Annotated in this window: 16 protein-coding genes and 1 pseudogene; 10 read left to right on the top strand and 7 right to left on the bottom strand. The window is 58.7% G+C overall.

The genetic code is table 11. The annotated features are described in order from the left end of the window. Positions 1–6: 6 nt before the first annotated feature. Complete coding sequence (locus FBY12_RS06230; RefSeq protein WP_145252051.1) at positions 7–1,221, bottom strand: MFS transporter; 1,215 nt, start codon at positions 1,219–1,221, stop codon at positions 7–9. A 120-nt stretch (positions 1,222–1,341) separates the two neighbouring features. On the opposite strand from FBY12_RS06230, the gene FBY12_RS06225 reads away from it, so the two are divergent. Further along, the gene (locus FBY12_RS06225) at positions 1,342–1,953 is read left to right on the top strand and encodes a TetR/AcrR family transcriptional regulator (RefSeq protein ID WP_145252049.1); all 612 of its coding nucleotides are present in this window, start codon (positions 1,342–1,344) and stop codon (positions 1,951–1,953) included. Between the two features lie 97 nt (positions 1,954–2,050). Here FBY12_RS06225 and FBY12_RS06220 read toward each other — a convergent pair whose 3' ends face one another. Together FBY12_RS06220 and FBY12_RS06215 are read right to left on the bottom strand one after the other, a co-directional pair. Further along, positions 2,051–2,566 (bottom strand): AAA family ATPase, encoded by a 516-nt coding sequence (locus tag FBY12_RS06220; RefSeq protein WP_145252047.1) that lies wholly within the window; start codon positions 2,564–2,566, stop codon positions 2,051–2,053. Between the two features lie 131 nt (positions 2,567–2,697). Further along, entirely contained in the window at positions 2,698–3,594 is an 897-nt protein-coding gene (locus tag FBY12_RS06215) for a LysR family transcriptional regulator (RefSeq protein WP_145252045.1), read from the bottom strand. A 151-nt stretch (positions 3,595–3,745) separates the two neighbouring features. Between FBY12_RS06215 and FBY12_RS06210 the strand changes: the two genes are divergently transcribed. The 4 genes from FBY12_RS06210 to FBY12_RS06195 all read left to right on the top strand — a co-directional run bounded on the left by FBY12_RS06210 (position 3,746) and on the right by FBY12_RS06195 (position 6,246). Continuing rightward, positions 3,746–4,402 carry a hydrolase gene (locus tag FBY12_RS06210; protein ID WP_145252043.1) on the top strand — a complete coding sequence of 219 codons (657 nt, stop codon included), beginning with the start codon at positions 3,746–3,748 and terminating at the stop codon, positions 4,400–4,402. Positions 4,403–4,570: 168 nt separating this feature from the next. Then, on the top strand, positions 4,571–4,873 hold the full coding sequence (locus FBY12_RS06205; protein ID WP_145252342.1) for a helix-turn-helix transcriptional regulator: 303 nt from the start codon (positions 4,571–4,573) through the stop codon (positions 4,871–4,873). Positions 4,874–4,935: 62 nt separating this feature from the next. After that, positions 4,936–5,910, top strand: coding sequence for a zinc-dependent alcohol dehydrogenase family protein (locus tag FBY12_RS06200; protein ID WP_145252026.1), 975 nt, complete (start codon positions 4,936–4,938; stop codon positions 5,908–5,910). A gap of 42 nt (positions 5,911–5,952) precedes the next feature. Then, the gene (locus FBY12_RS06195; protein WP_145252024.1) at positions 5,953–6,246 is read left to right on the top strand and encodes an antibiotic biosynthesis monooxygenase; all 294 of its coding nucleotides are present in this window, start codon (positions 5,953–5,955) and stop codon (positions 6,244–6,246) included. A gap of 77 nt (positions 6,247–6,323) precedes the next feature. Here FBY12_RS06195 and FBY12_RS06190 read toward each other — a convergent pair whose 3' ends face one another. Together FBY12_RS06190 and FBY12_RS06185 are read right to left on the bottom strand one after the other, a co-directional pair. Next, complete coding sequence (locus tag FBY12_RS06190) at positions 6,324–6,923, bottom strand: NADPH-dependent F420 reductase (RefSeq protein ID WP_145252022.1); 600 nt, start codon at positions 6,921–6,923, stop codon at positions 6,324–6,326. A gap of 70 nt (positions 6,924–6,993) precedes the next feature. Next, positions 6,994–7,728: an SDR family NAD(P)-dependent oxidoreductase gene (locus FBY12_RS06185; protein WP_121734243.1), complete on the bottom strand. Its 735-nt coding sequence runs from the start codon at positions 7,726–7,728 to the stop codon at positions 6,994–6,996. A 111-nt stretch (positions 7,729–7,839) separates the two neighbouring features. Between FBY12_RS06185 and FBY12_RS06180 the strand changes: the two genes are divergently transcribed. Together FBY12_RS06180 and FBY12_RS06175 are read left to right on the top strand one after the other, a co-directional pair. Then, positions 7,840–8,202 (top strand): helix-turn-helix domain-containing protein, encoded by a 363-nt coding sequence (locus tag FBY12_RS06180; RefSeq protein WP_145252020.1) that lies wholly within the window; start codon positions 7,840–7,842, stop codon positions 8,200–8,202. A gap of 161 nt (positions 8,203–8,363) precedes the next feature. After that, the gene (locus FBY12_RS06175; protein WP_145252018.1) at positions 8,364–8,756 is read left to right on the top strand and encodes a RidA family protein; all 393 of its coding nucleotides are present in this window, start codon (positions 8,364–8,366) and stop codon (positions 8,754–8,756) included. 119 nt (positions 8,757–8,875) lie between these two features. On the opposite strand, the gene FBY12_RS06170 is transcribed toward FBY12_RS06175, so the two are convergent. Continuing rightward, positions 8,876–10,735, bottom strand: coding sequence for an ABC transporter ATP-binding protein (locus FBY12_RS06170; protein WP_145252016.1), 1,860 nt, complete (start codon positions 10,733–10,735; stop codon positions 8,876–8,878). A 144-nt stretch (positions 10,736–10,879) separates the two neighbouring features. Here FBY12_RS06170 and FBY12_RS06165 point away from each other — a divergent pair. The 3 genes and pseudogenes from FBY12_RS06165 to FBY12_RS06155 all read left to right on the top strand — a co-directional run bounded on the left by FBY12_RS06165 (position 10,880) and on the right by FBY12_RS06155 (position 12,478). Further along, positions 10,880–11,423, top strand: a pseudogene (locus tag FBY12_RS06165) (adenylate kinase). Between the two features lie 78 nt (positions 11,424–11,501). After that, positions 11,502–11,942, top strand: coding sequence for a GNAT family N-acetyltransferase (locus FBY12_RS06160; protein WP_101209472.1), 441 nt, complete (start codon positions 11,502–11,504; stop codon positions 11,940–11,942). Between the two features lie 167 nt (positions 11,943–12,109). Beyond that, positions 12,110–12,478 (top strand): hypothetical protein, encoded by a 369-nt coding sequence (locus FBY12_RS06155; RefSeq protein ID WP_092280446.1) that lies wholly within the window; start codon positions 12,110–12,112, stop codon positions 12,476–12,478. 87 nt (positions 12,479–12,565) lie between these two features. Here the strand turns inward: FBY12_RS06155 and FBY12_RS06150 are convergent, their stop codons facing one another. Next, positions 12,566–13,453, bottom strand: a complete 888-nt coding sequence (locus FBY12_RS06150; protein ID WP_145252014.1) for an NAD(P)/FAD-dependent oxidoreductase — start codon at positions 13,451–13,453, stop codon at positions 12,566–12,568. Positions 13,454–13,528: the final 75 nt, after the last annotated feature.

Raw genomic sequence — 13,528 nt, 5'->3', positions numbered from 1 at the left:
ATCAGGTCAACGGATTGATTCAGCGCGGTGACCCGGAGGAAAAGCGAAACGACGTGCTGCGAGTGCAATGACAAACGCGAGCAATGCGAGCGCGGTGACCACGGGCGGCAGCATCGGTGTCCCTCCAGTCGTGAGCATTACTCCGCCAAGCGCTCCGCCTGCTGCGATCGCCAAGTTCCACGCCGTGGTCACCATTGCCTGCGCCAGGTCGACGCCATCGCCGGCTGCGTCAGCCGAAGCGGTCTGCATCATCGCGCCGGCCCCACCAAATCCAAGGCCCCAGATAACGGCAGCGGCGTAGACAGCGATTTCCAGTTGCCCAGCGATAGTCAATAGAGCGGCGGTCAGCGCGAACGAACCGATTGCGAGAAGTACCATCCGGCGCAGCATCCGATCCACCAGCCGTCCGACGATCCAGATGCCAAGAAGCGAGCTGATTCCGAATGCCAGCAAGACGAGATCAACGCGCGATTCCGCTGCTCTCGCGAACGGTGCGATGTAGGTGTAGAGGATGTTGTGGGCTGTCATCCAGGTCAGGATGACGAGCAGGATCGGTAAGATGCCTTTTGTCCCGATTACGCGCAGAAGTGAAGGCCGATTGTCTGCTGTCCGGCCGGGAGCGTCGGGTACTTTGGCGATGATCCACCCGATCAGGATCACACCGAGCGCCGATAGAGTGAGGAACGATCCCCGCCATCCGACGAAGCCGCCCAGGAATGTCCCCAGAGGAACACCCAGCGAAAGCGCCAAGGGCACACCAACCATGGCGACCGCCATCGCTGGCCCAGTCTGGTCGGGACGCACGATGCTGCGTGCGTAGCCCGCGAGCATTCCCCAAGCGAGCCCGGCCGCGCATCCGGCAATGAACCTCGCGATCAGCACGACGCTGATTGAGTCCGCTAAAGCCGTCAACGTGTTGCCGATCACAAAACAGATGATGGTGGCGAGTAGTACCGATCTTCGTCGCAAGCCTTGCGTCCAACTCGTGAGCGGGATCGCCGCGAGCAGCGATCCCAACGCATAAACAGCTACGAGTTGCCCCGCGATCGATTCAGAGACTCGAAGGCCAGAGGCGATCTGTGGCAACAAACCGGCTGGAAGCGTTTCGGTCACGATGCACAGGAAGCCACTGGCGGCGAGGCCAGACAAAGCGGCGATCGGCAGGGTGGAACTCGAATCAGGGGGATCTTTGGAGAGGTGTGTCGATGGACAAGGCTGCATGCGTTTCCTCGCAGTTATCGATGATGCTGGCCCGATGACCATCACAATTTAAGGCGTGTAGATAAATACATTAGTGGTCACTATAATAATGCGACTTCCCGAACACAACGGATTTCTGTAATGACCGATAACGTAAATAAGCGGTCGCGTGGGCGACCGCGCAAGTTCGCGATCGACGAGGCTATCCAGGTCGGACAAGATCTGTTTCACGAGCACGGTTATGAGAATGTCAGCGTCGCCACGCTCACCGATGCGATAGGCATCACCGCGCCAAGCTTCTACACCGCGTTTGGAAGCAAAGGGGCGTTTTTCAAAGATGCGCTGCAGCGCTACTCGTCCACAGTGATTCCGCTGGATCGCTTCCTGATCCCTGGAAAATCACCCTTGAATGCTCTAGGCGACATGCTGACTGCTGCCGCATCTGTTTATGCCGCCCATCCTCGGCGTCGCGGCTGCCTGATCCTCGAGCACGCGAAAACCGGAACAACGGAGTGGGGCATTGCTGCTATGCAGCTAGCGGGGGACAACCGCAACAGAGTGGTGGCGTTTCTCAAGGCGTGCGACATCTCCGCGCCAGAGCGCGTTGCGGATTACGTCGCCGTGACTATGCTCGGCCTGTCAGCCGCTGCGCGGGAGGGATGGGACGAAGGAAGGCTGACTGGCGTCGCGCAAACCTCGGCAGCCGGACTTGGCCAATTTATTTGTCATGACCCAGCCTCATCGAAAGCCTGAGCATGAACCGGGATCGTGGCTGGTGGCGATGCGGGAGAAGTTTCGCAAAAAAGGGGGACAGATTGATTTTCAAGATAATAAATCCGTCCTTTTTTTTCTAACTTCCAATGCTCGCAAGAAAAATGCCGGTCTCCCGATTAGACCGCAGGCGAACAACGCGGCAATCGGATGGCGCTGTTGCCACCAGTTGCTGCATCTTTGCTCGCGCTGTTTTTTTCGTCCGCCACATGAATCTGAAAAACTCCGGCAGGTTGGCCAGCAGTTCGGGGCAGTTCTCCGGCAAGTCAGGCCTGGACTGACCACGTTGGAGCAGCGTTCTGCGCAGTACGCGGATGAATCGAAGCGTTGCAGATCGGTCAATCCAAATCAAAAGATCTGCACGTGCCATCCGGTTATCCCAAGTGGCTGAATGGCCACCTTCGAATATCCAGCAATCTCGGGCCTCTACATCGAGACAAAGCTGCGTCTTCTCGTCACGGCTTCTTTCGATCCATCCTGGCTGCCAGTGGATAGTGTCGATATGAACAACCGGTAACCCCGTGCGCTGGCCAAGCTCACGCGCCAAAGTGCTTTTGCCCGACCCAGGTTGACCCACTATCATCATCCGTTGCATCGAAGCTCCTTCTCGCTATGCAAGCTGATTTTTTGGGGTGGCGATTTTACGTCAATGCCTGTCTCGGTCAACAACAAGCGCTCAGCACAGCAGGCAGCTCCTGGCCGAAACCACTCACTCAAACGCCCCCATCAAACAACAACATCTCCCGCAAAATGCGGAGATTTTCCGAAGTACTCAATCAACAATTCCGCAAGCACCCGGATCTTCTGCGCCGGATGCTGACCGGCCGGGCGGACTAAATAGGCCCCCGCAGGCGGTGGTGGATAACGCGTCATGATCGGCACCAGTGCGCCGGATTCCACGCTGTCATACGTGAGGCAATCGGGCAGATAAGCGACCCCAAGTCCCGCCAGGGCGGCGGCCACCAGCGCGATGCCGTTGTCAGCCTTGAAGCGTCCTTGCGGGCGAATGGTGACGACCTTGTCGCCATCCATGAATTGCCAGGCTTCGGTGCTCTGCATCAGGGCTTGATGGGCGATCAGCTCCTCCGGTTGCTCGGGTGAACCATGAGCCTTGATATAGCCCGGACTCGCGACCAGCTTGCCGTTGATCGGGCCGATGCGTCTCGCGATCAGGTTGGAATCCTGCAGATAGCCGACGCGGATCGCGCAGTCGTAACCTTCGGCGATGAGGTCAACGAAGCGATCGCTGTAGCAGGTCTGGATTTGAAGTTGTGGGTGCCGCACGGCCATTTCCGCCAGTACGGGGGCGAAGTGAGTCGGGCCAAAAGAAAGCGGCGCGGCCACTCGCAAGCGACCTTGCAGCGCGCCGGCGGGCAGGATCGCTTCCCTGGCTGACTCCATTTCCGAGCAAACCCTCGCGGCATAGTCGCGAAAAGTCGCGCCGGCCTCAGTCAGCGCCGCGCCGCGAGTCGAACGTGTCAGCAACTGCACGCCAAACTGCGCTTCCAGCCGTGCCAGCCTGCGACTGACGATTGACTTGGACACGCCGAGCCGGACTGCGGCAGGCGAAACGCCCCCGGCGTCAGCAACCTCGACGAATGTCTGAAGCTCTTCAATATCCAAACGGGCGTTCCTCATTTCGCGACACAGCCAAACACTTGGCAACACTACCGGATTAAGCAGGGGAACAGCAGAGTGTCGTTCGAAGGCAACGTCGGCGCTGGCGTATGCCGCTCATTACCAATCCGATTCATAACGACAACAGGATGCACTAATGACTTTTCGTAACGGCCTTACCTCGCTTCTCCGTCCTGAAGATTCGGTACTCGTGCTGATTGACCATCAGCCTTTCCAACTGACTAACCTGAACAGCCATGAGCCGCAAATGGTCGTCAACAATGCCACGGCGTTGGCGAAGGCTGCCAAGGCGTTCAACGTGCCGACCATCCTGACCAGCGTAATCGCCGAGCGCGGCGGTTTTATCTTTCCGCAAATCCTCGATGTATTTCCCGGCCAAGAGGTGATTGACCGGACGCTGATCAATACCTGGGAAGACCCGAAAGTTGTGGACGCGGTAAAAGCGACGGGCCGCAAGCAACTGGTGATCGCCGGTCTGTGGACCGAAGTCTGCGTCGCCATGCCGGTGATCCAGGCACTCGGCGAAGGCTGGGATGTAACGGTGATTACTGACGCGTCGGGCGCGGTTTCCGTTGAGGCTCACCAAGTGGCGATCCAACGCATGATTGCGGCTGGCGCGAACATGATGACTTGGCTCGCTCTTGCCGCAGAGTGGCAGCGTGACTGGGCTCGGGAGGAAACGGCCGGTGCGCTGACGGACGTGCTGCTGCAGCATGCCGCCGGCAGCGGCATCGCGTATCTGTGGGAGCAGCAGTTGCTCAACGCGCCAGTGCCGACCAGCGCCGGGATCTGAGTTGGGGATGAAGAGTCGGGGATGAAGAGTCGGTTGGCTGCTCGCCAAATGCCTCGCGAGTCTTCATCTCCTTTCGCTGAAATTGGACAAGTGCTTGGCGGGAAGCCGTCCATCGTGGAGGAAAAATGGGGTATTGATATATCGGTAAATCTCGATATCATCCGACCCATGGACCTACTCGAAATATTCAAAGCACTTTCAAATCCGGTACGCCTTCAAATCCTCAAAGGCTTGAAGGACCCCGTGAACAGTTTCCCTGCGCAGGATGAGGGTGACGTGTTCACGGTGGGCGTCTGCGTCAGCAGTATCCAGGAAGGTGTCGGGCTGTCGCAGTCTACGGTGTCGGGTTATCTGGCGACCCTGCAACGAGTGGGCCTGGTCGAAGTCAGGCGCATCGGTCAGTGGACGTACTACAAACGCAATGAAGCAACCATCAGTGCCCTTGCCGAGTTGATCGGGAAAGATCTGTAATTTTTTACCACAGCATATCGAGATATCTCGATATTCCTTTTTGTCGATAAGAGGATTTCACAATGAAAGCGATGAGACTCAAATCATTTGGTGGCCCGGAATCGTTCGAACTCTGCGATGTGCCCAAACCAGTTCCCGGTGTGGGGGAGGTCTTGGTGCGGGTACACGCAACCTCCATCAACCCCTTGGATTTTCAGGTTCGACGCGGTGATTACGCCGACCTCGTGCCTCTGCCGGCGATTACCGGACATGACGTATCGGGGGTTGTCGAAGAAGTCGGGCCGGGGGTGACGGCGTTCGCTCCGGGCGACGAAGTCTGGTACACCCCGCAAATATTCGACGGCCCAGGCAGTTATGCCGAGTATCACGTTGCGGCAGAAAGCATCATCGGCCACAAACCGCCATCGCTGAGCCATCTGGAGGCGGCAAGTCTGACCTTGGTTGGCGGCACGGTTTGGGAAGCTCTGACGGTGCGAGCGGCGCTCAGGGTAGGGGAAAGCATTCTGATCCACGGCGGCGCGGGAGGCGTGGGGCATGTCGCGATCCAAGTGGCAAAAGCCATCGGCGCGCGGGTTTTCACGACTGTGCGCGAAGCGAATTTCGAGTTCGCCCGCAGCATGGGTGCTGACGTGGTTATCGATTACAAACAGGAAGATTACGTCGAGGCCATCCTGCGCGAAACCGGCGGCCGAGGCGTGGATGTGGTGTTCGACACCATCGGCGGCGACACCTTGTCGCGCAGCCCGGATGCGCTGGCTCAACTGGGCCGCGTGGTGTCGATTGTCGACATCGCGCAGCCGCAAAACCTCGTTCAGGCCTGGGGCAAGAACGCCAGTTATCACTTCGTCTTCACCCGACAAAACCGCGGCAAGCTTGATGAACTGAGCACGCTGGTCGCTCGCGGTCAGTTGCGGCCACACGTTGGCGCGGTCTATTCGCTGGCCGATATCGGCCTGGCGCATGCCCGGTTGGAAAGTCCCGACAACGGCCTGCAAGGCAAAATCGCAATTGCCGTCGAGCCATCGCTCATTTCGTAATCGCGGAATTTCAGCCGTCTAAGTCATATCAGAGGAAACGCCATGATTTATGAAATTGCTCTGCTTCCCGTGCACAAAGAACACATCGAACAATTCAAAAATGCCTTCGCCGAGGTCGCGCCGCTGCTCACTCGCGCGAAGGGTTACGGCGGCCATTTGCTCGCGCAAGGAATCGAAACCCCCGAGCATTTCACCCTGATAGTGCGCTGGGCTTCACTTGAAGATCACACGCCGGGCTTCGAAGCGAGTGAAGATCATCAGATGTTCATGCTGGGCCTGGAGGACTATTTCTCTGCAGAACCGCAGGTCCGCCATATTGAAGGCGCAGTTTTTTAAGTGATCGATCCTCAAATGGCTAGCGGCGAGCGCGCCTCTCATAGCTCGCTCGCCGCACGCCCAGTACGCACGATCCATCAGTCGAACTTGACCAAATCCTTGAAGATCAATTGACCCCAGCTTTTGCCGCGCGCCTGCACCAGCAACCCTCCTTGCTCAAGGCCGCCCAGTTTGATCGGCGCGAAACCGAGTTTTTCGGCAAGCGCGCCAACTTCCTCGGCGGCGTCGTCATCGTCGCTGGCCAGAAACACGACTCTTTTGCCACCCTTTACCGACGGGTCTTGTGCCAAGACCGCCGCGCCCAAATGGTTGAAGCCCTTGACCAGTCTTGCACCGATGAAGGCCTGCGCGACCACCTCGGATGAAGGCTGTCCACCGAGTTCCTCAGGAGGCACGCCGTAGGCATTGGTCACATCGATAACAGTCTTTCCCGTCCAGCTCGGCAGCACTTTCGCGACATCGGCGTGCGACTCGAAACGCACTGCCAGAAAGACGATGTCTGCTTTGACCGCGTCTTCCAGTTTTGTCGGAATGATCTGCGATCCGATGGCGGCTGCGGAGGCTGCGAAGCTTTGCGGGTCGCGTGTGGTCGCAACGCAGACTTCGATGCCGTTCCGCGCGAACGCTTTAGCCAAGGCCTGGCCGATATTGCCGAAGCCGATAATTGCGTAGCTCATAGGTTTTCCTCAGGTTTGGCGGGCCCTGCGACGCGCCGAAAAATCGAATGCGGCGCTTGGGTGCAGGAGATCAGAGTTGCGCAAGACCGCCGTCAACGGCGATTTCGCTGGCGGTCATGAAGCTGCTGTCCGACGACGCGAGAAAAGCCGCCACCGCGGCGATTTCCGATGGATCGGCCATGCGCTGAAGCGGCGTCATCGCGGCGTAGATTTTCTGGCCTTCTTCGCCCAGCGCTGCCTTCGCCAGATCGGTCGCCGTTGCGCCGGGCGACAGCACGTTGACCCGAATGCCCGTGCCCTTCAAATCCTCGGCCCACGTCCGCGCGAGGTTGCGCACTGCTGCTTTGCTCGCGCTGTAGGCGGTCATTCCCGGCGCGCCCGTGGTGCCGGCGCTGGACCCGGTGAGGATGATCGAACCGCCCTCGGCCATTAACGGCAGCGCTTTCTGCACTGTGAAAATCGTCCCTTTGACGTTGGTGTCGAAGGTTTCGTCGATGTGCTCGCCGGTGATCTGACCCAGCGCAAGCGGGCTTCCCGCACCGGCATTGGCGAAGACGATGTCGAGACTTCCGCGCTCGGCTTTCACCGCGGCGTAAAGTCGGTCGAGGTCGGCGAGATCGGAGACAGAGCCCTTGACCGCGCGAGCGTTGGGCCCAAGTTCAGCGACAGCGGCGTCGAGCGCTTCTTGCCGGCGGCCGAAAATGAACACGAAGGCGCCTTCCTCGATAAAGCGTTTTGCGGCGGCGCGGCCGATGCCGGTAGCGCCACCGGTGATCACTGCGGTCTTGCCATTAAGTCTGGTCATGTTATGCATCCTTCAAGCGTTTTCTGGAAGCAGGGATCTGCTTGCTTGAGACCAAGGATGCGAGCCTGATAACCTAACGACAAGTATGCACTTTTAGGTAAGTACCAATAAATGACTGAAAATTCTGAAACCTGTGACCCCGGTTGTGGGCTCAACGCCACGCTGCGCATCATCTCGGGCAAGTGGAAACCGCTGGTCCTGTTTTTCCTGCGAGACGGCCCGAAGCGCTACGGCGAACTGAAACGGCTGGTTCATGGGGTCAGTGACAAGGTGCTGATCCAGCAATTGAAGGATCTGGAAGCCGATCACGTGCTAGCGCGCACCGACTACAAAGAAGTGCCGCCACGTGTGGATTACGCACTGACCCCGCTCGGCCGCAGCCTGGCTGAAGCGATCATCCCGTTGTGCACTTGGGGAACCGAGAACATGGCGGAAATGGCCAGTATCTTCGCCAAACGTGACGCGTTGCCGTAACGCAATGCCGGAAATCTGCCCGGTCGGGCGACCGTGCGCATGCGGCAGAGCAGGGCAGCACCAATGCCCTCTATCCGCTGCTGATCAGAAGCGAACCGAGTGGACGGTGCCGTGACACTGGGCTAGGTTTCGTATCGGTTTTTATTTTGGAATCCACGAACATGACTGATCGCCAGATCATCGTTCCCGAAAGCATGCAGTTGCTCAGCGAGCGTGCCGGCTATGCACCAGCGGTAAAAGTTGGAAAGACGCTGTACTGCGCTGGCCAGGTTGGCCGGACGCCGGACTTGTCAGTTATCGAAGATCCGGAGCAGCAGTTTCTGGCGGCGTGGGAGAATCTGCGGCTGGTCTTGGCAGCCGGTGGCTGCGACTTCGAGGACGTGGTCGAAATGACGACTTATCACGTCGATATGCACCGCCACATGCCGATCTTCAGGCAGGTGAAGGATCAACTCTTCCCCAGAGGCAGTTGTGCATGGACCTGCATTGGTGTCGCTGAACTGGCTCGGCCGGGGCTTCTTGTAGAGATCAAATGCATCGCCGTGCAGCGATAAATTCTCAGGCAGGCTCGTGAACACCTCACATGCAGCCGTTTCGACAACCTGACATCAGAGCTGCCAGCAGTGATCAATCGACTGCAGCGCGCCGGGCATCGCTCGGCGCGCTCCACTGTTCAAACCTGATCCAACGCCTCAATCACGCCTTTATCCTCGCCCAGAAAACCACCGCTCTGATGCTGCCAAAGCCGCGCATAAACGCCATTCTTCGCCAGCAGTTCACTGTGCGTTCCCTGTTCGATAATGCGCCCGTCATCCATCACGATGAGCCGGTCCATCGCGGCAATTGTCGACAGGCGATGGGCGATGGCGATAACGGTTTTGCCTTGCATCATTTCATCGAGGCTTTCCTGGATCGCAACTTCGACTTCCGAGTCCAGCGCGCTGGTGGCCTCGTCGAGCAGCAGGATCGGGGCGTTTTTCAGCATGACCCGTGCAATCGCCACGCGCTGGCGTTGGCCGCCCGACAACTTGATGCCGCGCTCACCGACCAAGGTGTCGTAGCCGCTATGACCCTGGCGGTCGCTGAGTTGGCTGATGAACTCGTCGGCCTGCGCATTGGCGGCGGCGCTGCGGATTTGTTCGTCGGTCGCGTCGGGTCGGCCGTAGGCAATGTTGTCGCGGATCGAACGGTGCAGCAGGGACGTATCCTGCGTGACCATGCCGATTGAGGCGCGCAGGCTGTCTTGCGTCACTTTCGCGATGTTTTGCCCGTCGATGCAAATCTCGCCGCTGTCGACGTCGTAAAAACGCAGCAGCAGGTTGATCAGCGTGGATTTGCCCGCACCGGAGCGCCCGACCAGGCCGATTTTTTCGCCCGGACGGATATTCAGGTTGAGGCCGCTGAGCACTTGGCGCTCGCCGTTGTAGTTGAAGCTGACATTGTTGAAAGTCACCGCGCCGCCGGTGGTCTGCAGCGCGCCCGCATCCGGCGCGTCCTGCACTTTGGTGCCGAGGGTCAGCGTCGCCATGCCATCCTGGGCGGTGCCGATGCTTTCGAACAGCGAGGTCATTTGCCACATGATCCAGTTCGACATGCCATTGATCCGCAACGCCATCGCCGTGATCGCCGCCACCGCCCCCGCGCCGACCGCGCCGGCATGCCAGAGCCACAGCGCATAACCGCCCGCCGACATGATCAGCGCCACTACCAGTGCCTGATTGACGATCTCGAACTGGCTGACCAGGCGCATCTGGCGGAAACCGGTTTGCTTGAAATCCTCCATCGCCGCACGCGCGAAATGCGCTTCGCGATTGGAGTGGGAGAACAGTTTCACCGTGGTGATGTTTGTGTACGCGTCCGAAATTCGCCCGGTCATCATCGACCGTGCGTTGGCCTGCTCCTGGCCGACTTTGCCCAGACGCGGCACGAAATACCACATGGCCAAGCCGAACAACACGAACCAGGCCATGAAGGGCAGGATCAGCTTCAGCGCGAAGCCGCCGGCCAGCGCGATGATCGCGATGAAATACACGCCGATCCCCGGCAGGATTTCGATCATGGTGAACAGCACGTCGCGCACCGCCAGCGCAGTCTGCATGACCTTGGTGGTAACGCGGCCGGAAAACTCATCGGAAAAAAACGAGAGGCTTTGTCGCAGCATCAGCCGGTGGAAATCCCAGCGCAGCCGCAACGGCAAGTTGATCGCCAATACCTGGTGCTGGACCATCGTGCGCAACGCCACCAGCCCGACGCTGGTCACCATGACAATGCCCATGCCCCACAACACGCGACTTTCCTGCGCCGCCGCTTCACCGCCGGCCTGCCAGGTCGAGAGCAGGTCGACGATCTGCCCCAGAAACGAAAACAGCCACGCTTCGTAAATCGACACACCGGCACTCAGCAGCGCCAGCGCCAGGATGTAACCGCGAGCGCCGCGCGTGCAGGCCCATAGGAACCGGGCCAGGCCGGCGGGCGGCGGTGGCACTTCGTCAGGCGGGAAGGGGTCGAGTCTTCGTTCAAATACACGAAGCATGCTGGTCTCCAAAACAATCAAGTTGCGGGGATTCTGCCACTGATCGGTTGCTTTGAGGGTTTTGCGAAGTTTGAGTGCGGCACTGAGGTGAGGTATGCGATATCTTGCCGACCTCAAAATCGGCTCATATTCATGGAGGAAAAAGTGCGGATGTACATCACAGGTGCCTCGTGTGCGGGCGTCACCACGCTGGGGCAAAACCTCGCAACGCTGCTCGGTGTACGGCATGTCGATGTCGATGATTTTTACTGGATGCCGACCAATCCGCCTTTCACCAACAAACGACCTGCCGAAGAGCGCGTGTCGCTGATCCAGCAAAAATTCGCTGACGAAGATTGGGTGCTGAGCGGCTCATGTATGGGCTGGGGAGAGGCGCTGATTGCTCCTGCCGATCTGATTGTGTTTGTCGTGACGCCGACGCCGATTCGCCTTGAACGCCTGGCCGCACGGGAAACGCAGCGCTTCGGCAATCGGATAGCCCCTGGCGGAGACATGCACGAGATTACATGTGGCTTTTCGCGAATGGGCTTCGCAGTACGACGATCCCGATTTTTCAGGACGCAATCGAGCTTGGCACGAAGCCTGGTTATCCCGGCAGAAGGCGCCGGTGTTGCGTGTTGATGGGGTGGAGAGTGCTGAGACGATGGTTGCGGGTGTTGTTGATGTGTTGTCGCGGGTATCGCAGTAGGCCGAAACCGGCATGACTGAAGTTCGCGTCGATACATTCTTTCTGCCAACTGGCTTCTTTTCATTTCACGGATGATCAATGCGACAGATCCAGATTCAACAGATCCTGCATCTTCCGGTGCAAATCGCCGCGCTGGAGAGAGAAGCGGTCGCCGAAGGATTCCGCTTCCTCACTCGCTTGATTGAGGAATGGCATAGCGGAATTAACCGCTTCGATGCGCCGGGTGAGTGCCTGATGGCAGCCTATCAGAGCGATAACCTGATAGGGATTGGTGGCATTACCGTTGACCCCTATGCGCCAACTGAGACCGGCAGGTTGCGCAGGTTGTATGTCGCAGCTTCAGCACGCGGACAGCACGTTGGACAATTGCTGGTAGCCACGCTAGTCGAGCGCGCTAGTCAGCAATTTAATGTGCTACGCCTATCAACCGATACCCCGGAGGGCGACGCATTTTATCTGCGTTGCGGATTTCAACGGTCGAATGAGGACCGTGCTACTCACGTCATGCATCTTGGATGATTCATACCGCGCTGCCACGGCATACCGCTGCTTGGAAAAGGAAGAAGTCGCCCAATTCCCCAGTCATTAATCGAATCAATAACAACCATTAACTCAATGAAGTTCTCATATCGGCAGCGCGGCGTAAGATCGGCTCCATTCCAAACCACTCCACGGAGCACACGAAAATGAAACGCCAAACCATCCTCGGCATCGCTTTCTCGATCTTCGCATTGAATGCTTTCGCAGCGACTCCTGCCCAACCTGTGGTCGCTGAAGGCGGCTCGGATCGTCTGATGCAGAACCGCGTCGCCGAAGGTGGCGCTGATCGCCTGCTGGAAAAACGCGCAGTTGCGGATAATTCGGATCGTCTGTTCAGCGACGCGGTTGCCGCCGCTACGCAAACCGATCCACTGTTCAGCGACGCGGTTGCCGCCGCTACGCAAACCGACCCGCTGTTCAGCGATGCCGTTGCAGCGGATGGTTCGGATCGTCTGAAAGGCAACCTGGTTGCTGAAGGTGGCGCAGAACGTCTGCTCGAACGCCGTGCAGTCTGAATGCATGGTTGCAGCGTAAGACTCGACGAAAAGCCCGGCCTCATCAGCCGGGCTTTTTTGCTGTTGGGGTGAATGAACGTCGCGGGTTCAGCGAAACATCAGCGATTGATGCGCCGCGCCTCCGGTACGTGCGCCGTCACCCACCGCTATCGCGACATTGCCCGCACCTATCGCTGCATCTCCGCAGGCAAACACGCCGGTGACGCTGGTTTCGCGCATTGCATCGACCTTGATGAAATCACCCGTCGGCCCGACCTCAAATTCGCAGCCCAATTGCGCTGCCAACGGGCTGCTCATGCGCGTCCGAGGCTGGGTGAACAATCCTGCGAATTTCAGCACACGACCGCTGGCGAGAGTCACCTCGGCGTGCTCGCCGCCGATCGACAATACGGGTTCGGTCACTAGCGTCACGCCACGCTTGGCCAGCGCCGCCAATTGCTCGGTATCCGGTTCGAACACTTCGTTAAGCAACAGCGTGGTTGGCCCCCAGTCCGGCAACATCAGCGCGTGATGCATAGCCATTGGCGACGCCGCTAACACGCCAATCTGCCCACCGTCCAATTCATAGCCGTGGCAATACGGGCAATGAAACACACGCCGCCCCCAACGCTCCAGCAGCCCTGGAATATCCGGCAGTTCATCAACCACGCCCGTGGCGAGAATCAAGCGCCGCGCCGCGAATTGTTCGCCGTTGGCGACGGTGATCACATATCCATCATCGCCGCGGTTTGCCTTAACGGCGGGCTGCGAAAGCCACTCCACGGTTGGATACGCCAGCAATTGCGCGCGAGCCTCGTCGACTATCGCGCCAGGGTCGCGGCCATCCTGACCTAGAAATCCGTGGGAGCTGTCGGCGAATCGGTTGCGGCGTTGTCCAGCATCGATGATCAACACCTTCCGCCGCGCCCGGGCCAGTTGCAAACCTGCGGAAATGCCGGAATAGCTGCCGCCAACGATGATCACGTCGTAAGTCATGAATCAGTCTCCGTCGATCTTCGACCTGCTCGAAGAAATCTAGACACAACGTAAGTTACATGAAGTTCAGGTGTC

The sequence above is a fragment of the Pseudomonas sp. SJZ131 genome, assembly GCF_007828705.1.
Classification (GTDB): Bacteria; Pseudomonadota; Gammaproteobacteria; order Pseudomonadales; family Pseudomonadaceae; genus Aquipseudomonas; species Aquipseudomonas prosekii.
This window is presented reverse-complemented; position numbering and strand designations above follow the sequence as displayed.